The sequence below is a fragment of the Actinoplanes sp. NPDC048988 genome (assembly GCF_043197815.1).
GTDB lineage: Bacteria > Actinomycetota > Actinomycetes > Mycobacteriales > Micromonosporaceae > Actinoplanes.
Genome location: NZ_JBICTW010000014.1, coordinates 238,247 through 260,304, shown reverse-complemented (window position 1 = coordinate 260,304; position 22,058 = coordinate 238,247). Strand labels below are relative to the sequence as shown.

Below are 22,058 nucleotides of genomic sequence, written 5' to 3'. Positions count from 1 at the left end.
CCGGTAGCCGAGCGGCCGCTTGCGCCATGTCGCGTCGGGACTCGGCCGCCCTGCTACTCGGTGAACTCCGTCACGGACAGGGCCCTGTCCCAGCGGCCGGCGGCCAGGTCGTCGTAGTGGATGACGAAACTGGCGGTGTAATAGGTGCCGGGCAGCGGAAAACGCGCGAGGGACAGCCACTCGCCGGCCAGGCGGTGCTTTTCCCTCTCCACGTGCGAATACCACTTTGCCACCGGGATCACGATCTCGCCGGCCTTCTCCCGGCCGGCGAGGGTCTGCTCCGCGATGCTCGTCATCACCTCGTCGTCGACGTAGCCGCCGAGGTAAGCGCGGGCGAGACCCTGGGACGGCGGCCAGAGGTCGACGGCGAGAGCGCGTAACTCGTCCAGGTGCGGGAAGTCGCGCTCGAGATCGAGGGCCAGCTGCTCCTGGAAAGGCGTGAAGTCGTCGTCCTCGTCTTCGTCGTCCGTCAGGAGCCAGTCGGGGAGCTCGGCCAGCAGCGTCGCCTCATACAGTCCTGAACCCTCGGGGACATGGGTGACTCGCGCGTACTTCCGCTCGCCTTCGGCCGCGGCCAGGTGGTCCTTCTCGTGGTCCAGGAAGAACAGCAGCGACCCGCCGGCCGGCAGGGGGAAGCCGTCGATCCTCGGCAGGGCGGCGCAGTCGACGGACAGGACGAGCGGCAGTGAACTGTCATCGGCAGCCGGGGGTTCGGCACCGCGCGTGCCCGCGCTCAGCCTGATCGACAAGCGCAGGTGGTCGGTGAACCGGCCGACCTCGTCGTCCGGGATGCCCGACTCGAGCGCCGCGCGGCGCAACCGTCCCTGATGATCCATGGCCCAGCATGATGCCACGGGCCGGCCATCAGATCGCGCGGACCTCCAGGCCGAGGGCCGACGCGATGGTCACCGCCTGGTCGGGGGTGATGACGGCGTCGCGGAGGGAGACCGTGGCCGGGTCGAGCGCGGTGAGGTCGCTGCCGCGCAGGTCGGCCCGGGTCAGGTCGGCCTGGTGGAACTGGGCGCCCGACAGGTCCAGGCCGGTCAGGGTGGCGCCCTGGCCCCGGGCTCCGGTCAGGTCGGCCTCGCGCATCCGTAAACCGGTCAGGGTGGCGGTGGACAGGTCGGCCGCGCGCAGCGAGGTGAAGGACCACTCGCCGCCGTCCGCGGTCAGCAGGTCGAAGGAGCAGCGGTCGAAGGAGCTGCCGACCAGCTTGCAGTTCGTCAGCGAGGCGTCGAAGAAGTTGCAGGCCACGAAGGTGCAGTTGAGGAAGGCCACGTCGGTCAGCTCGGCGCAGTTGAAGCGGGCGTTGCGGAACGTGCACTTGTCGAACTCGACGCCCTCGAGGGTGGTCTCACACAGGTCGAGGTCGATGAACTCGTCGCCGTCGTGGCGGGTGCGGGCGCCCACGCCGGCATCCCAGTCGTCGGTGCGCAGCGTTGTCATGGGACGACAATAGGGCGAGGCGGCCCGGGCCGCCTCACCCCGTGCTCAACGGACGCGGAACGACGTACGCGCCTTGGTGCCGGACGAACCGCCGACGCTCAGCCCGTAGACGCCGCGGGCGGTGACCCACGACGAGCGCTTCGAGTCCCAGTACTGCAGCAGGTGCGGGCCGGACAGGTCGGAACGGCTCAGGCTGATCTCCACGGTCCTCTGCTGACCCGGGGCCAGGGTGACCCGTTCCCAGCCGATCAGGCGGGACGGCGGCTCGCCCGTCGCGGCGGGCAGGCTGACGTACGCCTGGGCCACCTCCGTACCCGTACGCCGGCCGGTGTTCTTGACCGTGAACTTGATCTTCACTTCATGAGAGACGGTCACCTTCGGCGTGGAGTAGGCGAACGACGTGTAGGACAGGCCGTGGCCGAACGGGAACAGCGGCCGGATGCCCTCGCTCTGATACCAGCGGTAGCCGACCTTGAGTCCCTCGCTGTAGTCGACCTGCCGGATGCCGTCGGCGCCGGCGACGCCCGGGTATCGCGCCGCGTCACCGGCCGTCGGGGTGTCCGCGAGGGCCTTGGGGAATGTCATCGGCAGCTTGCCGGACGGGCTGGTGTCGCCGAAGAGCAGCGACGCGATCGCCGGGCCCATCTGCTCGCCGCCGTACCAGTTCTCCAGCACCGCCGGCACCTGCGCGATCCACGGCATCTCGACCGCGCTGCCGGTCTGCAGGACCACGACGGTACGGGGGTTGGCCGCCCGGTCCCGAATGGCGGTTTCCGGCGAGACCAGGTCCTCGCATTGCAGGGTGGCCGGATTGCCGAACCGCCACGGCAGCGAGCAGACCGAACTCGCGCTGACCCCGTCGGTTGATGGACGACCGCACGACCCGGAAAGCGGCGGCGTCGACCTGCCGCTGGGTGATCTCCCCCGCCGCCAGCGCCGCGTCGAGCCGGGCCGGCGTGAACCAGATCGGCCGGTTGAGCTCCTGGTCCATTCCGTTCACGAGCGAGGCCGCGGTCGAGTGCACCGACCCGAAGTCGCTCATCACATAGCCGTCGAACCCACCATCTCGCTTGAGTACGGAGTTCAGGCGCGGATTCTCGCAGGCATAGGTTCCATTGATCTGGCTGTACGAGCACATCACGCTCGACGGCGCGGCCCGGTCGACGGCGATCTCGAACGGCAGGTCGTAGATCTCGCGCAAAGTCCGGGCGCCAGGAGCATGTTCTTGCGCTTGTCGAACGCCTCGGCCGCCTGCGTTTTTCCCTTCGCGTAGGCCAGCGATTCGTTCCAGGTGGCCGCCTGCGCGATCGTCGCCGGGAAGGCGGTCACTCCGGGGGTGAACCGTACGCCGTCCGGCCCGTCCGCATAGACCACGGTCGGCGTGCACGGCACCTGAACCGGATAGACGACCCCGTCCTGCCATTCCGTCTGGGCCGGGCTGTTCGCCGGTTGTTCCACCAGCCATCGGTATTTCTGGTGCTGGGTGCTGGCGGCGAGCAGGGCCGCGGCCCGCTGCTCGGCCGTCTTCCTCGTGTTCATCCAGGGAACAGCCGAACAGTCCACGGCGGCCCGCGCCGCCACCGGCGAGAAGAACGGCGCGCACAGCGCCAGCACCGCCGCGCCGGCAGTTCTGATACGTTTCATATCTGCTCCTGTCGACGGCTCTGCGCGCCTGGATAGGGGAAAAGATGTTTCGGGGGTGTTTCCGCTCCGCGTCACATCCTGTGTCGTCGGCCGGAACGGGCGTTAGGACTTGATGCACGCGGTGCAGCACAGAACGCACCTGCCGTAGTCGCTCATCGAATCGCGGATCGGGTCGATAGGAATCCGTGAGGGGGGCGGTGCGCTGATGGCTGAGCTGCGTGCGGGCATGACGCTGCGCGCTTCTCTGCTGCGCACGCTCGTCTTCACCGTGCTCTACGCGGCCGCCACCTATGTCGGCCGCAAGACGGTCATGGACGAGACCAACCTGAGCATGGTCTGGCCGGCCGCCGGCGTCTCCGCGATCTGGTTCCTGGCCCAGTGGCATTCGCGCTGGCGGTGGATCGACGGGCTCGCCATCGCCGCCGTCACCATGGGCGTGAACATCTCCACCGGCGCGCCGGCCTCGCTGGCCGTGTGGTTCGTGGTGGCCAACCTGGCCCAGGCGTGCACCTTCGTCACCCTCTTCCGGCGGTGGCTGCCCGGGCTGTGGGGCGGCGGCGGGGAACGCCCGCTCGCCCGGCCGCAGGAGCTGTGGCGCCTGGTCGCGGCGTCGTTCGTGGCCACCGCGGTCGGCGCGCTGATCGGCCCGACCGGGGTGTGGGCGGTCAACGGCTCCTACTCCGGCCCCGCCACCGCGGTCTGGCTCACCCGCAACACGGTCAGCATCCTGCTCATCGGCGCGGCCGGGCTGCGCCTCGGCCATCTCGTCCACCGGCGGAGCGTGCCGTCGCTGCGCGGGATCTGGGCCGGCCTGCCAACGCGCAAACAGCTCGAGTACATCCTGGTGATCGTGGTGTCGATCGCCGCGTACACGGCCGTGTTCGGCACCGACAACCGGCTGCCGCTGGCCTTCTCGCTGATCGCCATGACGGTCTGGGCCGGCACCCGCCTGCACACCGGCTTCGTCATCCTGCACGATCTGGCCTTCGGCGCCGTCGCCGTGCTCTACACGCTGGGCGGCACCGGGCCGTTCGCGCTCATCGAGTCGCATCCGGCCCGGGCCCTGGTGGCACAGGCGTACGTGGGAATGATCGCCGTTGTGGGTCTGGCCCTGGCTCTGGGCCGCGACGAGCGCACCGCGATCCTGCGGGAACTGCGCGGCGCCCAGGAGGCGGCGGCCTCGCAGGCGCAGCTGATGACCACGATCGTCGACTCGATGAGCGAGGGCCTGACCGTCATGGACGAGCAGGGCCGCATCCTGCTGCGCAACCCGGCCGTCCGGCGCCTGGTCGGCGGCCAGGTCAGCCCGTCCGACCTGATGCGGCACCCGGACTTCTACGGGCTGTTCCACCCGGACGGGACACCGCTGCAGCCCGACGAGATGCCGTACCGGCAGGCCCTGTCCGGCACCGACGTGCGCGGCATGGACCTGCTGATCCGCAACGCCGCCCTGCCCGACGGGCGGATCCTCAGCGTCAACTCGACGCCGATCGCGGCCGGCGCGAACGGCGCCCGGTACGCCGTGACCGTCTTCCACGACGTCACCTCCGAGCGCCGGCACCGCACCGAGCTCGCGAACTTCGCCGGCGTCGTCGCCCACGACCTGCTGAACCCGCTGGCCACGATCGACGGCTGGAGCGAGGCGCTGGCCGAGGCGTTCGCCGACTTCCCCGACCATCCGGCCACCCCCGAGGCCGAGGACGGGATCCGCCGCATCCGCCGGGCGTCGGCCCGCATGCGCGACATGATCAACGACCTGCTGGCCTACACGACGGCCCGCGACGCCACGATCGCGCCGTCGGTCGTCGACCTGGGGGCCGTGGTGAACGACATCGCGATGGCCCGGATCGACCAGGCCCAGAGCACCGGTGCCCCGCAGCCGGCCTTCCACATCGGCGAGCTGGGCGCCGCGTACGCGGACCCGGTCCTGACCCGGCAGTTGCTCGAGAACCTGATCAGCAACTCGATCAAGTACACCGCGCCCGGCGTCGTCCCGGAGATCACCCTCGCCTCGTCGCGGCAGGACCACATGGTCACCGTGACCCTCGACGACAACGGCATCGGCATCCCGGCCGACCAGCAGGACAGCGTCTTCGAGAACTTCCACCGGGCCCACCGCGGCTCCGGCTACAGCGGCACCGGCCTCGGCCTGGGCATCTGCCTCAAGATCGTCGAGCGGCACGGCGGCACCATCAAGGCCTCGGACAATCCGGCCGGCCGCGGCTCCCGGATCACCTTCACGCTTCCCGTGGACGCCACGACCGCACCGAAGCCGGACCAGGAGCCGCCGCCCAAGGTCACCACCGAGCGGCGGGCGATACCCACCGCGGCCCCCGCGCTGCCGCCGGCCGGCACGTTCGCCCGGGCCGCGCGCCTCGTGCTCGACTATCTGCACGAGAACATGCCGCTGGCCTTCTGGTCGGTCACCCGCGTCGAGAATGGCCGCCAGACCTACCTCTACCTCGACGCCGACAACGGCTACGGCCTCCGGCAGGGCGAGAGCCACCCGTGGGAGCAGAGTTTCTGCGTCCACATGGCGGCCCAGCACACGCCGGCCGTCGCCCTCGAGGCACAGACCATTCCCGAGTACGCGGCGGCCGGCGTCAACGACCTCATCGAGATCAACACGTACGCGGGCGCGGTCATCACCGAGCCCGACGGCTCCGTCTTCGGCGCGATCTGCGGCCTCGACCCGAGCAGCCACGCCGGCGACCCCCGGATGGCCGCCGCCGAACCGCTGATGGCCCTGCTCGGCCAGCTGCTCACCGCCGCCCTGTCGGCCGACCGGGCCCAGGACCGCTCGGCCGGGGCGCTGCTGCGCGAGCAGGTCAGCGCCGACACCGACGCGCTGACCACCCTGCCCAACCGCCGCGCGTGGCAGCGGCTGCTCGACCGGGCCGAGAAACTGTACGAGCGGCTGGCCGACCCGACCGTGATCGCCATGGTCGACCTCGACCGGCTGAAGGTCATCAACGACACGCAGGGTCACGCGGCCGGCGACGCGTACATCCGGGCCGCCGCCACCGCCCTGGCCGGCGCCGTCCGCGAGACCGACGTGGTCGCCCGCCTCGGCGGCGACGAGTTCGGCGTGCTGCTGCCCCAGTGCACCGAGGCCGACGCCGAGACGGTCATGGCCCGGATCCACCTCGGCATGGAGGTGGCCGGCGTCGCCGGCTCGGTCGGCTGGGCCGCGGTCACCCCGAAGGACGGCTTCGCGGCGGCCCTGGAACAGGCGGACGCCGCCATGTACGCCGAGAAGCGCCGCCGCCGCAGCGAGTTCCATCGCGCGCACGACGCCTCGTCCCGTTAGGTTGAAGCCGTGAGTCTCGAAAAGGTGATCTTCGGCTTCTTCGTGCTCCTCGCTGCGACGCTCAACTTCGGATTCTTCATCGGCGACATCTCCGATCCGGCGTTGCACAACGAGTACGAGCTCTTCGCCGCCGTCGTGGTCAACCTGATCGCGACCGTCCTCAAGTTCGGCGACCGCACTCAGATCGGCGCGGTCCACCTGGCCACCAGCCTGGTCGCCGATCTGCAGCTCATCGCGGCCACGCTGGCCTGGGTGTACGCCACGCAGATCTCCGGCGCCGGGATGACCGGCGAGGCGACGGCGAGCGTCGTGTCGCTCTCCGGCGGCGCGCTGCTGGCCAACCTGGTCTCGGTCGCGCTCCTGGTGATCGAGACCGTGTCGTTCAACCGCCGCTGATGGTCGCCCGACAGCACCCCCAGGGCCGCACGACGGTCGCCCGCCCCACCGAACCGTCGTCGACGATCTTCCTGATCCTGCGCCGGATGCGGGCGCCGCTCATCGTCCTGATCGTCATCTTCGCGGTCAGCGTGCTCGGCCTGACCCTGATGCCCGGCCAGGACCCGTCCGGGCGCCCGACCCGGATGGGTTTCTTCGACGCGTTCTACTTCATGAGCTACACGGCCACGACCATCGGGTACGGCGAGATCCCGCACACCTTCACCGGCGCGCAACGGCTGTGGGTGATCGCGTCGATCTATCTGAGCGTCGTGGGCTGGGCCTACGCGATCGGTTCGCTGCTCACCCTCGTACGGGACCGGGCCTTTCGAGAGGCTTTGGCCCTTCGCCGCTTCACCCGGCAGGTCGTGCACATGCGGGAGCCGTTCCTGCTGATCGTCGGCTACGGGCAGACCGGGCAGCTGCTCGGGCACGCGCTGGACTCCCTCGGGCGCCGCCTGGTCGTGCTGGACGACACGCCCGAGCACGTGGACTCGCTCGACATCGACGCCTACTACGCGGACGTGCCCGGCCTGGTCGCCGACGGCGCCAACCCGCACATGCTTGGCGCGGCCGGCCTCGAACATCCCCAGTGCGAAGGGGTGGTCGCGCTGACCAACAACGACGAAGTCAACCTGACCGTGGCCATGACGGCCGCCCTGATCAGGCCGAGCCTGCCGGTGATCGCCCGCACGGTGTCGCCGGTGATCGAGCACCGGATGCGCGCGTTCGGCTCGCCGACGGTGGTCAACCCGTTCGACCGGTTCGGCGACCACATCCGCCTGGCCCTGCACCAGCCCTCGTCCTTCCAGCTCCTGGCCTGGCTGATCAAGGGTGAGGGTGCGACCCGGCCGGAACGGGGCCGTCCGCCGACGTCGGGCCGGTGGGTGGTCTGCGGGTACGGCCGGTTCGGGCACAAGCTGGTCGACGACCTCCGCGCCGACGGCCTCGAGGTGACGGTGATCGACCTCGGTTCCGCCGAGGACGGCGTCATCGTCGGCGACGCGTCCGAGCCGTCGGTCATGGCCCAGGCCTCACTGTCCACGGCGGTCGGGTTCGTGGCGGGCACCCACAACGACGCGACGAACCTGTCGCTGGCGGCGGCGGCCCGCAAGGAGAACCCGGCCCTGTTCATCGGGGCGAGGCAGAACCGCCCGCGCAACGCGCCGCTGTTCGCCACGATGGACGTCGACTGGCTGCTGGTGCCGGCCGAGATGGCCGCGCGGGAGATCTACGCCCAGCTGAGCACGCCCCTGACCTGGCGTTTCCTGCAGGAGATGCCGGCGCGGGGCGACGAGTGGGCGGCCGAGACGATCGCCCTGCTGGGCGCGCACTGCGGCTCCCAGCTGGACGGCCTGTGGAAGGTCACGCTCACGGCGCGGGAGGCGCCGGCCCTGATGGCCTGGCTCGACTCGGACGCGGTCACCCCTCGCCTGGGCGATCTCATGCACTGCCCGCACGACCGGGACCAGCGGATAGCCGCCGTCCCGCTGCTCCTGCTCCGCGGCGACGAGTCCACCTTGGGCCCGGCCGACGACGTGGTCCTGCGCCCCGGCGATCAGCTGCTGTTCGCGGGCCGCCGGATGGCCCGGCGCGATCTGCTGGACACCATGACCAATCATGTGGTGAGCGAGTACGTCCTGTACGGCCGCACGGTTCCCGCAGGCTGGCTGTGGCAGCGGGTCACGGGACGGAAGCCGAGCACGCTCCGCTGATCACTAACGTGGTCAACCGATTTAGCAGATCACCGGCGGCCGACCCGGCATGGATGGCGTGTAAGGCGGTACGGGGCTACCCAAACGGACAAACTTCCGTCGGGCGATTGCATATGCACGTGCAGATGCGCTTGGCGCGCGCCTGTCCGGGGTCCATGATGAGTCTCAGCTCCTATCAGGCGCGCTCGTCACCAGCGGCGCTCGTCAGCCGCGGCGCTCGTCAGCCCGATGTTCGTTGTCCCGACGCTCCTGTCGCCGACGCACATCGCCCCGACGGTCGCCGCGCCGGCCTCGCCGCCCGCGACGGTCCCCGCGCCGACGTTCGCCGCCCCGGCGTTCGCCGCCCGACGTGATGAGGTGAGATGACCACCCACGACCCGTCCACCGGCCGGATCTGGACCTTCGCCGAGGCCGACTACCGTTTCGGCAGCGGCCCGTTGCGCATCCGGATCGACCGCGTGCTGGCCTCCACCCCCCTCCAGCAGGACGGCGAGACGTGGTACGAGGTGGAGGGCATCGAAGTGAACGACCAGGGCCAGGTCATCGGCCCTCGCCGAGCCACCATCCGCGCCAGCCGCCTACCCGCCGTACGCCGCAACCCCGGCCTCTGACGGTTCTCCGCTCCCCGCGGCCGTGCCCCGTCGGCCGTGCGCCGCTGATCTACTGTGCTCGCCATGGCCCGTACGAAGCTGTACCTGGTCCGCCACGGCGAGCAGGATCCCGCCTCCCCCGACGGCGCGCTGTCACCGCGCGGGCGTGAGCAGGCGGAACGCCTGGGCCGCCGCCTCGACGAGGTCCCCTTCGCGGCGATCCACCACAGCCCGCTGCCCCGCGCGGCCCAGACCGCCGAGATCGTCGCCGCCGCCCTGCCCCCGGTCCCCCGGCACGCCTGCGACCACATGACCGACCGGACGCCGGTCCCCTCCCCCGCCCAGCGCGACCGTTACCCGTCACGCTGGCACGACTGGCTGGACAGCGTCCCGCCCGAGGAACGCGACGAGGACGCCACCGCCTTACGCGCCGCCGTAGCGCATTTCGGCGTCACCGGCGACCACGACCGCAACGAGCTGCTGATCACCCACAATTTCGTGATCGGCTGGTTCGTCCGCCACGCCCTGGACGCTCCCGACTGGCGCTGGATCGGCCTGAACGCGACCAACTGCGCCCTCACCATCGTCCAATGGGATTCCGGCCGCCCACCGACGCTGACCAGCTTCAACGATACGGGCCACCTCTGACACCCAAGCGCCCAGCCACCCCGAAGCCGAAAGCCGACCCACCCACGCGTCCGCAAGCCCGCGCGGCGTGTGCCGGTGGAGGTCCCCGTGCGCGCCGCCGTCATCGGTCGCCCTGACGAGCCGTTGAACTTTCCTCGGCTCGGGGCCGCTGCGCCGATGGAATGCTCGTGGAGTCCGCTGTCCCGCCTCGCCCGAAGGCCGTACGGTTCTTGCCGGAAACGGGCGTTTCCGCCCGGTGGTGGCTCGCCGCCTGGGCGGGGTACCTGATCTACGTCGACTCCACGGCGGATCCGGTGCCCCCGTGCGATGGTTCGGAATGCCCCAGCTCACGCGACTGGGAGTTGGCCACAGCGATCTTTCTCGGCGCCCCGCTCACATTGGCGGGCGTCGCGCTCAGCGCCGGCGTCATCGGACTCGTCGTGGCCACCGCCAACCGGCGGCGGTGGCCGACGGGCCTGGCCGGCACCGCCGTCACCGGGACAGCCTGGTTGGTACTCGCGGGAATGATCGCGCTCCGCGCACTCGGCTGACCCAACCGCATGCGCGGCGTCGCTGAGGAAGTGGCTGAACGGCTCGCCAACCACTGAAGAGTGAGCGTTGTGGTGGCCTCCGTTCACAGCGCTTGAGGTTGGCCGGTGTGCGGCCGGCCGGAGCCGTTACCGGTCAATCGTTCGTGAACAGGCAGAACGGATGACCGGCGGGGTCCAGCATGACCCGCACATCGCTCTGCGGTTGATGCTCCGCCTGTACTGCCCCGTGCTGCTCGGCCCACGCCACCGCGGCCGCCAGATCGTCGACTTCGATGTCGAGGTGCGTCATGATCTGCTGCTGGCCGGGCTTACTCGGCCACGTCGGGCGCACGTAGTCATGTTCGACCTCGAAGTCGAGCCTGGACAGTCCGTCGCCGCCGGGTGACCTGATCTGGGCCCAGTTCTTCTCGATCTCGCTCGGCCAGCCGAGCAATGCGCTGTAGAACTTCGCCAGCTCGCCCGGATCGGGGGCACCGATGGTTGCCCCGCTGATGCGCATGGCGGGACGCGTCATGTGTTCCTCCCTGAGGTGGCTTCGCCGGCGAGCATCTGGGCGAACTCGGCCGGGTCGATGATGGGGATGCCGAGCTTGGCGGCCTTGGTGGCCTTGGCCGTGGTGGTCTCGGAGGTGACCAGGGCGGTCGTGGTCGCCGAGACGCTGCCGCTCGCCCGGCCGCCCAGCTGTTCGATGCGCTCGCTGACGGTGGTGCGGGTGTAGCCCGGGACGCTGCCACTGACCACGTACGTCCGGCCCTCGAAAGGTTTTTCGCCCTCGGTCTCGGGGACGCTCATGGTCACGCCGGCGGCGGCCAGGCGATCGATGACCGGGGCCATGGCGGTCAGCCCGTCGACGACGTGCTGAGCCTTGATCAGGCCCATCTTGTCGATCTCGGCGATCTCCTCGACGGTGGCGGCGCGCAGCGCGTCCATGGTCTTGAAGCGGGCGGCGAGCCAGCGGCCGACACTGCGGCCGGTCATCCGGATGCCGAGGCCGGTGATGACCCGGTTGAACGGCTGGGACTTGCTGTGCTCGAGCGACGCGACGACCTTGGCCGCGTTGAGCTTGCCGAGCAGCACGACACCGCCCGCCTTGGTGTTGCCGACGGGCAGCTCGGCCAGTTGCTCCTCGGTGAGCGTGTAGAGATCGGCGACGTCGGTCGCGAGGCCGCTGTTGACCAGGGCGACGCACAGCGCCTCGCCCGCGCCCTCGACATCCATGGCCTCGCGGCTGCACCAGTACTCGAGCGCGTTGGTGGCGCTGCACGAGGCGGTGTGGCATCGCCAGAGCAGGCTGGACTTGTCCCACGGCTCACCGCACTGCGGGCAGGTCTCGGGTGGGGCCCAGGGGGTGAGGCCGTGCGGCTGCTCGCCGATGGGCGCGGTGACCCGCGGGATGACGTCGCCGGCCCGCCACACGGCGACGGTCTGGCCGATCGCGAGGCCCTGCTCCTCGACGAACTTCGGGTTGTGCAGCGTCGCGTACGTGATCGTGGTGCCGTCGACGAAGACCGGGTCGAGCACGGCCCGCAGCGAGATACGCCCGGTGCGCCCGACCCGTACCTCGATGTCGCGCAGCACGGTGGAGCCGGTGTCGGCCGGATATTTGAAGGCGGCCGCCCAGTACGGCGTACGGCTGCCGGAACCGAGCCGCCGCCGCGTCGACTCGAGATCGGCCGTCAGCACCGCCCCGTCGATCGGGAACTCGAGGTCGCGGCGCAGCTCACCGATGCGCGCGACGGCGGCCAGGGCCGTGTCGGCGTCGCCGGCGACCTGGACGTCGCCGGTGGCCAGCCGCCCCGCCACCGGGAAACCCAGCTCGGCGGCGAACGCCATGCGCTCGGAGTGGGAGGCGAAATCGCCGGAGACGTCGTACGCCGCGAAGGTCATCGGGGCCTCGTACGTACGGTCGGCGGCCCGGATCGACCCGGCGACCGCCCCCCGCGAGTTGATGAAGGCCTTGCCGCCGGCGGCGACCCGGTTGGCGCTGGCCGCCTCGAAATCCCCGACGGTCATGTAGACCTCGCCGCGCACCTCACCCGTCCACGGATCGGCCAGCCGCGCGGGCAGCCCGGCGATGCCCCGCAGCACCTGCCCGGTGACGTTCTCCCCCGTGCTGCCGTCGCCGCGCAGCGCGGCCAGAACGAGCCGCCCCGACTCGTAGGCGACCCGGATGGCGAGCCCGTCCAGCTTCACCTCGACCAGGCAGGGGTCACCGCCGAGGCTCGCGACGAACGCGCGTACCTCATCCTCACCGGTGACCTTGCCGAGCGACATCATCGGCTCCGGATGGCGCACGTCGCCACCACCGGACACCCCGGCCGCGACCCGGGTGGTGACCCCGCGGTCGTCCCACTCGGGATGTTCGCTCTTGGCCGCCGCGATCCGATCGATCAGCACGTCGTAGTCGGCATCGGTCATCAGCACGTCGCCGGTGTCGTAATACGACTTGGCCGCCGTCTGCGCCTGCTCGACAGCGGCGGCGAAGTCGGTTTCGGTGAGGGCGGTCTCGCTCATGCCGACAACCTACGTCCCCGGTACGACATTTCCGCCGCCCCGGGTTTCGACGGCCCGACGAGGCAACGGCAGTTGGTGCAGGCGCATGTCACCGAAGGCCGCGTCGAGCGCGGCCGGGTCCAGGGCGGCCGACCGCAGCACCTCGGTGGCGTCCTCGTCCGCGGCCAGTCCGGGGGCAAGCGCGGCGCACACGCGTACCCCAAGCTCGGGATCGGTGAGCCATTCTCGCGTCGACCCGCCCAGCTCGCCCAGCCCGAGCAGCATCGACGCGCGGTGGAGCGGCGATCCGTGGCGAGCCTCGTCCGCGTGGTAGGTGACGATCTCCGCTCGGTGACGGCGCAGGCCGGGATGAGCGACCAGCGCCGCCGCGGCGCTCGCGGCGGCCGCCCGCAACCGTTCCGGCCGCTGGGGCGTGAGCAGCGCCGGCAGCGGCGCGAAACACGAGGGCAGCAGGTCGCGGCAGTCCGCTCGGGCCGCGGCGAGCACCGCCTGTCCCGGCGCGTCGCGGTCATCCCAGTCGAAGATCGACCGATCGTGCCGCAGGTATTCGTCGAGCCACGCGTTCACCGCCGGTTCGTCGCGCCGGGGCTCGGCGCCGGTCAGAGCGGCGCGGGCCACGTCGCGGATCCACCACACGGCGGCCTCGCGCAGGGTCGGGTCCGGGCCGCCGAAGTCGTCGGTCCCGACGGTCTCCGCGAGGTACCGCAGGCCCAGGGCCGTCGCCGGGGTCAGATGCCCGTCGCAGTACAGCGCCGACCACAGGAACCAATACGGGCGCCACGACTCGTCGCCGCGCCGGAGCGCTTCCATCATCTCGCCGCCGTCGCGGGCCGGGCCGTACGCGTGGAAGGCTCGGTCCCAGGTGCTCACCACGGAAGGTTACCGGCGGCACAGCCGGGTATCCGCGCCTCATGGATGATCGGATCTCGAACCCATGGGGTGAGCGGACGCCTTACGGGCCGGGGCGTGAGTGGCCCGTTCGGGTGGATGAGCACGTCACGGCCGAGGGCGTCGAGCGGTGGGTGCCGTCGGCGTCGATTCTGCACTCGAACGGCGACGCCATGGACATCGCCGTCAAGGACGGGCGGATCGTCGGGGTTCGCGGGCGGGCGAACGACCGGGTCAACCGGGGGCGGCTCGACCCGAAGGACCTGTACGGATGGCAGGCCAACAACAGCGCCGACCGGCTCACCCGGCCCCTCGTGCGGGACGGAGGCCGGCTCGTCGAGACGGACTGGGAGACGGCCATGGGCCGGGTCGTCGCACGGTCGAAGGAACTGGTCCGCGGGCCCGGCGGGTGGGGGCATTTCGGGTTCTACACGAGCGGGCAGCTGTTCCTGGAGGAGTACTACGCGCTCGGCGTGATCGGCAAGGCCGGTCTGGGCACACCGCACATGGACGGCAACACCCGGCTCTGTACGGCTACCGCGGCCGCCGCCTTGAAGGCCAGCTTCGGTACGGACGGGCAGCCTGCCTCCTACGGCGATGTGGACCACTGCGACGCGATCGCCCTGTGGGGGCACAACGTGGCCGAGACGCAGACCGTGTTGTGGATGCGGATGCTGGACCGGCGGCGCGGGCCGAACCCGCCGCGCATGATGGTCGCCGATCCGCGGAGGACGCCGGTCGCCCAGGAGGCCGACATTCATCTCGCCGTCCGGCCCGGCACCAATGTCGCCCTGATCAACGGCCTGATTCGGCAGGTCATTCACCACGGGTGGTACGACCGTGCGTACACCCGGGACCACACGATCGGTTTCGAGGAGCTCGCCAAGACCGTCGACGCCTATACGCCGAGCCAGGTGTCCGAGATCTGCGGCATCGACGTACGGGACATCGAGCGGGCCGCCGAACTTCTGGGCACCTCGGAGCGACTGCTGTCCACCGTGCTGCAGGGGTTCTACCAATCGAATCAGGCCACCGCGGCCGCGTGCGGGGTGAACAATCTGCATCTGATCCGGGGAATGATCGGGCGGCCGGGCGCCGGGGTGCTGCAGATGAACGGCCAGCCGACGGCCGAGAACACCCGCGAGGCCGGCGGCGACGGCGACCTGCCCGGTTTCCGCAACTGGGACAACCCCGAGCACATCCGCCAGCTGGCCGAGCTGTGGAACGTCGACGAGATGACCATTCCGCACTGGTCGCCGCCGACGCACGCCATGCAGATCTGGCGGTACGCGGAGCAGGGGTCGATCAAACTGCTCTGGATCAGCGCCACCAATCCGGCCGTGACGCTGCCCGACCTCGCCCGGATCCGGCGCATCCTGGCGAAACCGGAGCTGTTCGTCGTCGTCCAGGATCTGTTCCTGACCGAGACCGCGGAATTCGCCGACGTGGTCCTGCCGGCCGCGACCTGGGGCGAGAAGACCGGCACCTTCACCAACGCCGACCGGACCGTGCATCTGTCGGAGAAGGCGGTCGACCCGCCCGGCGAGGCCCGTTCCGACCTCGACATCTTCCTCGACTACGCCCGCCGGATGGATTTCCGCGACCGCGACGGCGAACCGCTGCTCTCGTGGACGTCGCCGGAGGAGGTTTTCGAGGCGTGGAAGGAATGCTCGAAGGGGCGGCCGTGCGACTACACCGGCATCACCTACGAGGCGCTGCGCGAAGGCGGCATCCAGTGGCCGGTGGGCCGGGAGCGCCTTTACAGCGACGGCGCCTTCAACACCGATCCGGACTATTGCGAGACGTACGGGCATGACCTCGACACGGGCGCCGAGTTCACCGCCGGCGATTACCGGGCCAAGCAGCCCGGCGATCGGGCGTTCCTGCACGCGGTCGCCTATCAGCCCTCCCCCGAGACGCCCGGCGACGACTATCCGCTGAATCTCACGACCGGAAGAACCGTCTATCACTTCCACACCCGCACGAAGACCGCCCGCGCCCCCGAACTCGACGCCGCCGCCCCCGGGCCCTGGGTCGAGCTGCATCCGGCCGACGCCGGGCATTTGGGCATCGCGGAGGGCGATGAGGTCGCCGTCACGTCGCCCCGGGGCACGATCGTCGTTCCGGTGCGGCTCACCGGCGTACGCGAGGGAACCGTTTTTGTGCCTTTTCACTACGGTTCTCAGGCCGCCAACGAGCTCACGATGACCGCGTGGGATCCCGTTTCGAAACAGCCGCTGTTCAAGGTGGCGGCCGTCCGCGTCGAGCCGAGGAGATGACCGCCATGCATCTCGCCCACTATCTCGGGTTGCTGCACCGCTCGCAGACCAACCTGGCGAGCGCCTTCCGGGAGGTCGCCGCCGCGCACGGCGGCGAACCGGACATCGAGCACCTGTGCACCCGGCAGGCCACGATCTGCGAGACCCAGGCGGAACGCTTGCGGCCCTTCGCCGAGCGGTACGCCGAACAGGCCCCCGAGGAGCCCGACCGCCTGCACTCGACGCTGTTCACGGGCACCCGCGAGGGCGGTCTGGGCCTGCTACGCGACCTGCAGGACCTCTACCTGATGGCGTCCGAGTGTGACATCTGCTGGACGGTGATCGGTCAGGCCGCGTACGGAACCCGCGACCGTGAGCTGCTGAACGTCGTCCGTGACAGTGAGAACGAGACGGCGGTCCAGCTCGCCTGGCTGCGGACGAGAATGAAGCAGGCCGCCCCGCAGGCGCTGGTAGTAGCCGACTGAGAGCCGGCGCACCAGGCGCCCGGCGAACGGGACCACGCCCAGGCAGGTGGCGCCGACCGCGGTCAGGATCAGGCCGAGGCCGCCGGTGGCGTCGGCGCCGGCGGTGAGCGCGCCCACCCCCGCGAACGCGCCCACCCACAGCGTGGTCCCGATCGCCGACCAGAGCAGGAAGCGCCGGAACGGCATGCCCACGACCCCGGCCACGATCGGCACCACGGCGTGGATGACGGCCACGAACCGCACCGCCACCAGCGCCGGGGCGCCCTTGTCACGCAGGTAGGCCTCGGCCCGGTCGAACCGCTCGGCGCCGATCCGCCGGCCGAGGCGCGTGGCCCGCAGCCGGGGACCGAAGACGCGGCCCACCGCGTACCCCAGGGACTGCCCGGCCAGCGCGCCCAGCGTGCCCACGACGAGCACGGCGGCGAAGCCGGCGGGCCCCTGCGGCAGCGAACCGGCCAGCATGACCACCGACTCGCCCGGCACGAGCAGCCCGGCCAGGAAGGTCATCTCGACCCCCGAGGACAGGAACGTGAAAACCAGAACCGTCCACTGGTCGAGAGTGGACAGCCAGTCGACGAAGGCGGCGGCGGCGTTCATGAGATCGGCGAGCACAGCTTCAGCCTGCCGTCCGGGCCGCCCCGGAGCCTCCGGGCGTTACCCCGAGATAACCCCTAGGGCGCCTCGCCCCGAATTCCTACCTGTCAGGTCTAACATGCGGGAAGAATTTTGGCCGTGAAGATCATCGGGCGTACCGTTCCGGTGCTGTATACGACTGTATTCAACCTGGTGGAGACCCGATAACCATGCAGAATCCGATCACCCGTCGCCGCGCGCTCTCACTGTTCGGTGCCGCCTCCGTCGCGCTCGCGGCAGCCGCCTGCGGAGCCAAGGACGACGAGCCGGGGGCCTCGGTGAGCGGCAAAGCGCTGCAGAAGGTCAAGGTCTCCCTCGACTGGACCCCGAACACCAACCACACCGGCCTCTACGTGGCCCAGTCGAAGGGCTACTTCGCCGCCAACGGCCTGGACGTCGAGATCGTGCAGCCCGGCGACACCGACCCGTCGGCGCTGGTCGCCGCGGGCAAGCTCGAGTTCGCGATCAGCGCCCAGGAGGCCCTGACCCAGGCCCGGGCCGAGGACGCGCCGATCGTCTCGATCGCGGCGATCATCCAGCACAACACCTCCGGCTTCGGCTCGCCCAAGAACCGCAACCTCACCCGCCCGGCCCAGTACGCCGGCAAGACGTACGGCGGCTACGGCGGCCCGGTCGAGGAGCCGCTGCTCAAGACGATCGTCAAGGCCGACGGTGGCGACCCGTCCACGATCAAGGTCGTCAACGTGGGCGAGGCCGACTTCTTCGCGGCCACCAAGAAGGGGATCGACCTCGAGTGGATCTTCTACGGCTGGACGGGCATCGAGGCCGAGCTGCGCGGCGAGCCGGTGAACATCCAGTACGTCAAGGACTACGCCCCGGTCCTCGACTTCTACACCCCGATCCTGATCACCAGCGAGAAGCAGATCTCGTCGAAGCCCGACGTGGTCAAGTCGTTCCTGGCCGCCACCTCCCAGGGTTACGGCTACGCCGCCGAGAATCCGGCCGACGCCGCCGCCATCCTGCTCAAGGCCGCGCCCGACCTGGACAAGGAGCTGGTCACCAAGAGCCAGGAGTGGCTCAGCCCCAAGTACCAGGACGACGCCGCCCGCTGGGGTGAGCAGAAGCCGGCCGTCTGGACCGACTTCGCCCAGTGGCTGTACGACCAGAAGGTGCTCACCAAGCAGGTGGACGCCACCAAGGCCTTCACGAACGACTTCCTGCCCTCAGCATGAGGCGGTGGCTCCCTCCCACACTCACGGTCGCCGGGCTGCTCGTCCTCTGGCAGGTCTACACGACCGTCTCGGGCATCGAGTCCTGGCTGCTGCCCAGCCCCAAGGACATCGGGGACGCCTTCGTCGACCAGCGCGACGTCCTGGCCACCCACACCCTGGCCACGACGAAGCTGACCCTGCTCGGCTTCGCCGCCGGCGTGGCCACCGGCCTGCTCGTCGCCGTCCTGCTTCATCTGATTCCGGGGGTACGGGCGGCCGTCTACCCGCTCCTGGTGATCAGCCAGAACGTGCCGACCATCGCCATCGCCCCGCTGCTGGTGGTCTGGCTCGGCTTCGGCATCGCGCCCAAGCTCGTCGTGATCGTGCTCGTCTGCTTCTTCCCGGTCGCGGTGGCCACGCTCGACGGGCTCGGCCGCAGCGACGCCGCCATCAGCGACTACATGCTGATGAGCGGGGCCAACCGCCGGCAGCTGTTCACCAAGCTCCAGTGGCCGGCCGCGCTGCCGGCCATGTTCTCCGGCCTGAAGATCGCCGCCACCTACAGCGTGCTCGGCGCGATCATCGCCGAGTGGCTGGGCAGCGAGGAGGGCATCGGCCGCTACATGATCGCGCAGAAATCCGCGTTCCGGGCCGACCGGCTCTTCGTCGCCATCGCGATCATCGTGGTGCTCGCCCTCGCCGTCTTCGGCCTGGTGCGCCTGGCCGAGAAGCTCACGATCAGAGGGAGGGCGAATGGCCGCTCTTGAGGTGGCGAGTCTGTCCCACAGCTTCGGCGACCTGTCCGTTTTAAGCGACATTTCCCTCGAAGTCGCGCGGGGCGAGTTCGTGTCCATCGTCGGCCCCTCCGGCAGTGGCAAAAGCACGCTGTTCCACCTCGTCGGCGGCCTTCTCCAGCCCACCGCCGGCAAGATCTCGATCGGTGGCGAGGACGCCGTCGGCCGTCGCGGCCTGATCGGCTACATGCCGCAGGCACCGGCGCTCATGCCCTGGCGCACCATCGAGGACAACGTCGTGCTCGCGCGCGAGCTCGGCGGCGTACGCAAGAAAGAAGCTCGTGGCCTGGCCCGGGAATGGCTGGGCAAGGTCGGCCTGGACGGGTTCGCCAAGTCCTATCCGCACCAGCTGTCGGGCGGCATGCAGCAGCGCGTCGCCTTCCTGCGGGCGTTGCTGGCCGACAAGGAGCTGATCTGCCTGGACGAGCCGTTCAGCGCGCTCGACGCCATGCTGCGGGCCGAGATGCACCGCTGGCTGCTCGACATCTGGGAGCAGAACCGCCGCTCGATCCTGTTCGTGACGCACAGCATCGAGGAGGCCCTGCTGCTCTCCGACAGCGTGTACGTCTTCAGCCGCCGCCCGGCGACAGTCCTGGAACGCGTCGAGGTGCCGTTCGACCGCCCGCGCCGCGACGAGGTCGTCGACGATCCCGCCTTCATCCGCCTGCGCCGCCGGCTGACCGACCTGTTGACTGCGAGTTCCCGATGACCCATCTGCGTGTGATGCTCGAGTACTTCCACCCCTGGACCAACGCCGCCGGTTTCTACGTGGCGAGCCGCGAGGGCTGGTACGCCGACGCCGGCCTGGACGTGGAGCTGACCGTCTTCGACGCCCTGCGCGGCGACACCCTCGAGCACCTGGCCCGCGGCGAAGTTCACTTCGGGGTCTTCCCGACGAACCGGCTTCTCGTACGCCGTGCCGCCGGCCAGCCGCTGCACGGCGTGGCGTCGATCAACCACCGCGCCCTGGAGACCATCCAGACGGTCAAGGGCCGGGGCATCACCCGCCCCCGGGACCTGGAAGGAAGGCGCCTGGCCCTCAACCCGACCCCACGCGGCGTGGCCATGGTGAACCACCTGGTGGCGGCCGACGGCGGCGACCCGGCGAAGGTGACCCTGGTCGACAGCGGTCACCGCGAGCTGAGCGTCGACGACATCGCCGCCGGCGAGGTGGACGCGACGTTCGGCGGCTACTGGGCGTGGGACGCCCTGATGGCCCAACTGCCCGCGGACCAGCGCGTCATCTGGCCGGTCGACGAGATCGGCGCGCCCCCGTACCACAGCTACCTGCTCGGCACCGGCCCCGCCCTGGACGGCCGAGAGGACCTGACCGCGACGTTCCTGGAGGTCACCGAGCGCGGCTACCGGGCCGCGACGGACAACCAGGCGGAGACGTTGCGCATCCTCGACCACGTCATCCCGTACTTCCCCCGCGCCCTGCTGGCCCGCTCGCTCGACCTGATCGCCCCGACGTGGTGGCACGAGGGCCGCTGGGGCGAGATCCGCCCCGAGCTGATGGACCCGTACACCGACTGGCTGGCCGCCGCCGGCATCCTCCCACCCACCTTCGACTGGCATTCCGCGATCACGGAGATCCCCCGGGCGGTGCCGCGGTGACAGCCCCGCTCATCACACCCGAGGAATTGGCGGTACGGGCCGGCACCCTCCTCATCCTCGACGCCACGGTGGACCTCCCCTCCCCCACCTTCGACGGCGACCACCGGGCAACATCGGGCCTTGCCGGCTGGCAGGCCGCCCACATCCCCGGCTCCCACCACGCCGACCTGCTGACCACGTTCAGCGACCCCACGGCCCCGTACCACTTCGCCCGCCCCACTCCCGAAGCCTTGACCGAGGCGTTGTCCGCCCTGGGCTTGACCGACGGCACCCCGGTGGTCGTCTACGACCGAGCCGGCGGCATCTGGGCCGCCCGCCTCTGGTACCTCCTCGACTGGCTGGGCCTCCCCACCGCGGTCCTGAACGGCGGCCTACCCGCCTGGCGCGCCGCCGGCCTACCCATCGAGTCAGCGCCCTCCCCCTCGACCTCCCCCACCGCCGAACACCCCGGCCCGGCCGCCACGCACCCCAGCCCCTCCGCCGCGCCCCTCAGCCCGGACGCCACGTATCCCGGCCGCGCAATCGCGAAGCCCCACCCCGGCGCGGCGCACCCCGACGCCGCCGAAACGGTCTCTGCGGCCCCGCGCGGGCTGACTCCGCGGCCGAAGGACGGGCGCTGGATCACCCGCGACGATCTGGAGAGCTGGCTGGCCGGCGACGCGGAAGCCTCGGTGCAGTGCGCGCTCAGCCCCGAGGCGTTCCGCGGCGACGTCCCCACGCGCTACTCGCGGCGCGGCCACCTCCCCGGCAGCGGCAACCTCCCCGCCCGCCGGCTGAACGCCCCCGACGGCCGCTTCCTCACACCCGACCAGCTCCGGCCCGTCCTCGCCGAGCTGCTGAACGACCCCCGCCCTCTCTGGCTGTACTGCGGCGGCGGCATCTCCGCGGCCGCCCTGGCGCTGGCCCTCGCGGCGGCCGGCCGAACCGATGTGGCCCTCTACGACGGCTCCCTGGAGGAGTGGTCCGCCGACCCGTCCCTGCCTCTGACCATCGGCCCCGACCCGAACCACGGCGGCACCGGCCCGACGAACGACAATCCGACGGGCGGCGCCGCGGATCCGGCGGACAGCGCCGCGGATCCGGCGGACGGCGGCGAGGGTCCGGCCGACGGCGGCGAGGGTCCGGCCGACGGCGGCGAGGGTCCGGCCGACGGCGGCGAGGGTCCGGCCGACGGCGGCGAGGGTCCGGCCGACGGCGGCGAGGGTCCGGCCGACGGCGCTCCGACGGGCGGCGCTCCGACCGGCGACGCTGATCCGGCGAGCGGTGGCCCGGCGCGCGACGATCCGACCGGCAGCGCCGATTCGGCGAGCAGCGGCCCGGCCGGCAAGGCTGGTCAGGCTGGCAAGTCAGGTCAGTCAGGTCAGGCAGGTCAGTCAGGT

Annotated in this window: 20 protein-coding genes and 1 pseudogene; 12 read left to right on the top strand and 9 right to left on the bottom strand. The window is 70.7% G+C overall.

What is annotated here, in order from left to right; all coding sequences use genetic code 11:
* Nucleotides 1-53 precede the first annotated feature (53 nt).
* From ACGFJ7_RS34580 to ACGFJ7_RS34560, 5 genes and pseudogenes are all read right to left on the bottom strand, one after another.
* Nucleotides 54-836: a hypothetical protein gene (locus ACGFJ7_RS34580; protein ID WP_392646002.1), complete on the bottom strand. Its 783-nt coding sequence runs from the start codon at nucleotides 834-836 to the stop codon at nucleotides 54-56.
* 28 nt (nucleotides 837-864) lie between these two features.
* Entirely contained in the window at nucleotides 865-1,446 is a 582-nt protein-coding gene (locus ACGFJ7_RS34575) for a pentapeptide repeat-containing protein (RefSeq protein ID WP_392646000.1), read from the bottom strand.
* 45 nt (nucleotides 1,447-1,491) lie between these two features.
* The gene (locus ACGFJ7_RS34570) at nucleotides 1,492-2,178 is read right to left on the bottom strand and encodes a glycoside hydrolase family 3 C-terminal domain-containing protein (protein WP_392645998.1); all 687 of its coding nucleotides are present in this window, start codon (nucleotides 2,176-2,178) and stop codon (nucleotides 1,492-1,494) included.
* Between the two features lie 202 nt (nucleotides 2,179-2,380).
* Nucleotides 2,381-2,647, bottom strand: a pseudogene (locus tag ACGFJ7_RS34565) (glycoside hydrolase family 3 N-terminal domain-containing protein); the annotation flags it as partial.
* Nucleotides 2,584-3,090, bottom strand: a complete 507-nt coding sequence (locus ACGFJ7_RS34560; RefSeq protein WP_392645996.1) for a hypothetical protein — start codon at nucleotides 3,088-3,090, stop codon at nucleotides 2,584-2,586. The gene ACGFJ7_RS34560 and the pseudogene ACGFJ7_RS34565, both read right to left, overlap by 64 nt.
* A 205-nt stretch (nucleotides 3,091-3,295) precedes the next feature.
* Here ACGFJ7_RS34560 and ACGFJ7_RS34555 point away from each other — a divergent pair, with 205 nt between their 5' ends.
* From ACGFJ7_RS34555 to ACGFJ7_RS34530, 6 genes are all read left to right on the top strand, one after another.
* Entirely contained in the window at nucleotides 3,296-6,400 is a 3,105-nt protein-coding gene (locus tag ACGFJ7_RS34555) for a diguanylate cyclase domain-containing protein (RefSeq protein ID WP_392645994.1), read from the top strand.
* A 9-nt stretch (nucleotides 6,401-6,409) separates the two neighbouring features.
* Nucleotides 6,410-6,796, top strand: coding sequence for a DUF6394 family protein (locus tag ACGFJ7_RS34550; RefSeq protein ID WP_097327907.1), 387 nt, complete (start codon nucleotides 6,410-6,412; stop codon nucleotides 6,794-6,796).
* Nucleotides 6,796-8,550 carry a potassium channel family protein gene (locus ACGFJ7_RS34545; RefSeq protein WP_392645992.1) on the top strand — a complete coding sequence of 585 codons (1,755 nt, stop codon included), beginning with the start codon at nucleotides 6,796-6,798 and terminating at the stop codon, nucleotides 8,548-8,550. The genes ACGFJ7_RS34550 and ACGFJ7_RS34545 overlap by 1 nt, the downstream gene beginning before the upstream one ends.
* A 362-nt stretch (nucleotides 8,551-8,912) precedes the next feature.
* Nucleotides 8,913-9,161 carry a hypothetical protein gene (locus tag ACGFJ7_RS34540; protein ID WP_360257342.1) on the top strand — a complete coding sequence of 83 codons (249 nt, stop codon included), beginning with the start codon at nucleotides 8,913-8,915 and terminating at the stop codon, nucleotides 9,159-9,161.
* A 63-nt stretch (nucleotides 9,162-9,224) separates the two neighbouring features.
* A complete protein-coding gene (locus tag ACGFJ7_RS34535) occupies nucleotides 9,225-9,788 on the top strand; it encodes a histidine phosphatase family protein (RefSeq protein ID WP_360257344.1) in 564 nt (187 codons plus the stop codon).
* A 167-nt stretch (nucleotides 9,789-9,955) separates the two neighbouring features.
* Nucleotides 9,956-10,318, top strand: a complete 363-nt coding sequence (locus ACGFJ7_RS34530) for a hypothetical protein (protein ID WP_360257346.1) — start codon at nucleotides 9,956-9,958, stop codon at nucleotides 10,316-10,318.
* Between the two features lie 133 nt (nucleotides 10,319-10,451).
* Here the strand turns inward: ACGFJ7_RS34530 and ACGFJ7_RS34525 are convergent, their stop codons facing one another.
* From ACGFJ7_RS34525 to ACGFJ7_RS34515, 3 genes are read right to left on the bottom strand one after another with little or no spacing between them, the layout of a single operon-like run.
* Complete coding sequence (locus ACGFJ7_RS34525) at nucleotides 10,452-10,832, bottom strand: VOC family protein (protein ID WP_360257348.1); 381 nt, start codon at nucleotides 10,830-10,832, stop codon at nucleotides 10,452-10,454.
* Nucleotides 10,829-12,832 (bottom strand): NAD-dependent DNA ligase LigA, encoded by a 2,004-nt coding sequence (gene ligA, locus ACGFJ7_RS34520; protein ID WP_392645989.1) that lies wholly within the window; start codon nucleotides 12,830-12,832, stop codon nucleotides 10,829-10,831. The genes ACGFJ7_RS34525 and ligA overlap by 4 nt, the downstream gene beginning before the upstream one ends.
* Before the next feature lie 9 nt (nucleotides 12,833-12,841).
* Nucleotides 12,842-13,702 (bottom strand): hypothetical protein, encoded by an 861-nt coding sequence (locus ACGFJ7_RS34515; protein WP_392645987.1) that lies wholly within the window; start codon nucleotides 13,700-13,702, stop codon nucleotides 12,842-12,844.
* 113 nt (nucleotides 13,703-13,815) lie between these two features.
* Between ACGFJ7_RS34515 and ACGFJ7_RS34510 the strand changes: the two genes are divergently transcribed.
* Nucleotides 13,816-15,999 carry a nitrate reductase gene (locus tag ACGFJ7_RS34510; RefSeq protein ID WP_360257355.1) on the top strand — a complete coding sequence of 728 codons (2,184 nt, stop codon included), beginning with the start codon at nucleotides 13,816-13,818 and terminating at the stop codon, nucleotides 15,997-15,999.
* A gap of 260 nt (nucleotides 16,000-16,259) precedes the next feature.
* Here ACGFJ7_RS34510 and ACGFJ7_RS34505 read toward each other — a convergent pair whose 3' ends face one another.
* Nucleotides 16,260-17,075: a DedA family protein gene (locus ACGFJ7_RS34505; protein ID WP_360257357.1), complete on the bottom strand. Its 816-nt coding sequence runs from the start codon at nucleotides 17,073-17,075 to the stop codon at nucleotides 16,260-16,262.
* 191 nt (nucleotides 17,076-17,266) lie between these two features.
* Between ACGFJ7_RS34505 and ACGFJ7_RS34500 the strand changes: the two genes are divergently transcribed.
* The 5 genes from ACGFJ7_RS34500 to ACGFJ7_RS34480 all read left to right on the top strand — a co-directional run.
* The gene (locus ACGFJ7_RS34500; protein ID WP_392645985.1) at nucleotides 17,267-18,289 is read left to right on the top strand and encodes an ABC transporter substrate-binding protein; all 1,023 of its coding nucleotides are present in this window, start codon (nucleotides 17,267-17,269) and stop codon (nucleotides 18,287-18,289) included.
* Complete coding sequence (locus tag ACGFJ7_RS34495; RefSeq protein ID WP_392645983.1) at nucleotides 18,286-19,035, top strand: ABC transporter permease; 750 nt, start codon at nucleotides 18,286-18,288, stop codon at nucleotides 19,033-19,035. The genes ACGFJ7_RS34500 and ACGFJ7_RS34495 overlap by 4 nt, the downstream gene beginning before the upstream one ends.
* Nucleotides 19,022-19,771, top strand: coding sequence for an ABC transporter ATP-binding protein (locus ACGFJ7_RS34490; protein WP_360257363.1), 750 nt, complete (start codon nucleotides 19,022-19,024; stop codon nucleotides 19,769-19,771). The genes ACGFJ7_RS34495 and ACGFJ7_RS34490 overlap by 14 nt, the downstream gene beginning before the upstream one ends.
* A complete protein-coding gene (locus tag ACGFJ7_RS34485; protein ID WP_392645981.1) occupies nucleotides 19,768-20,679 on the top strand; it encodes an ABC transporter substrate-binding protein in 912 nt (303 codons plus the stop codon). The genes ACGFJ7_RS34490 and ACGFJ7_RS34485 overlap by 4 nt, the downstream gene beginning before the upstream one ends.
* Nucleotides 20,676-22,058, top strand: a 1,383-nt coding sequence (locus ACGFJ7_RS34480; RefSeq protein ID WP_392645979.1) for a rhodanese-like domain-containing protein, incomplete at its 3' end; no start/stop codon positions are given. The genes ACGFJ7_RS34485 and ACGFJ7_RS34480, both read left to right, overlap by 4 nt.

What these genes read in the sequence shown, in the direction of transcription:
- ACGFJ7_RS34535 (WP_360257344.1), top strand. Translation starts at nt 9,225, where the DNA reads ATGGCCCGTACGAAGCTGTACCTGGTCCGCCACGGCGAGCAGGATCCC.
- ACGFJ7_RS34560 (WP_392645996.1), bottom strand. Translation starts at nt 3,090, where the DNA reads ATGAAACGTATCAGAACTGCCGGCGCGGCGGTGCTGGCGCTGTGCGCG.
- ligA (WP_392645989.1), bottom strand. Translation starts at nt 12,832, where the DNA reads ATGAGCGAGACCGCCCTCACCGAAACCGACTTCGCCGCCGCTGTCGAG.
- ACGFJ7_RS34545 (WP_392645992.1), top strand. Translation starts at nt 6,796, where the DNA reads ATGGTCGCCCGACAGCACCCCCAGGGCCGCACGACGGTCGCCCGCCCC.
- ACGFJ7_RS34525 (WP_360257348.1), bottom strand. Translation starts at nt 10,832, where the DNA reads ATGACGCGTCCCGCCATGCGCATCAGCGGGGCAACCATCGGTGCCCCC.
- ACGFJ7_RS34580 (WP_392646002.1), bottom strand. Translation starts at nt 836, where the DNA reads ATGGATCATCAGGGACGGTTGCGCCGCGCGGCGCTCGAGTCGGGCATC.
- ACGFJ7_RS34485 (WP_392645981.1), top strand. Translation starts at nt 19,768, where the DNA reads ATGACCCATCTGCGTGTGATGCTCGAGTACTTCCACCCCTGGACCAAC.
- ACGFJ7_RS34495 (WP_392645983.1), top strand. Translation starts at nt 18,286, where the DNA reads ATGAGGCGGTGGCTCCCTCCCACACTCACGGTCGCCGGGCTGCTCGTC.
- ACGFJ7_RS34490 (WP_360257363.1), top strand. Translation starts at nt 19,022, where the DNA reads ATGGCCGCTCTTGAGGTGGCGAGTCTGTCCCACAGCTTCGGCGACCTG.
- ACGFJ7_RS34500 (WP_392645985.1), top strand. Translation starts at nt 17,267, where the DNA reads ATGCAGAATCCGATCACCCGTCGCCGCGCGCTCTCACTGTTCGGTGCC.
- ACGFJ7_RS34540 (WP_360257342.1), top strand. Translation starts at nt 8,913, where the DNA reads ATGACCACCCACGACCCGTCCACCGGCCGGATCTGGACCTTCGCCGAG.
- ACGFJ7_RS34555 (WP_392645994.1), top strand. Translation starts at nt 3,296, where the DNA reads ATGGCTGAGCTGCGTGCGGGCATGACGCTGCGCGCTTCTCTGCTGCGC.
- ACGFJ7_RS34575 (WP_392646000.1), bottom strand. Translation starts at nt 1,446, where the DNA reads ATGACAACGCTGCGCACCGACGACTGGGATGCCGGCGTGGGCGCCCGC.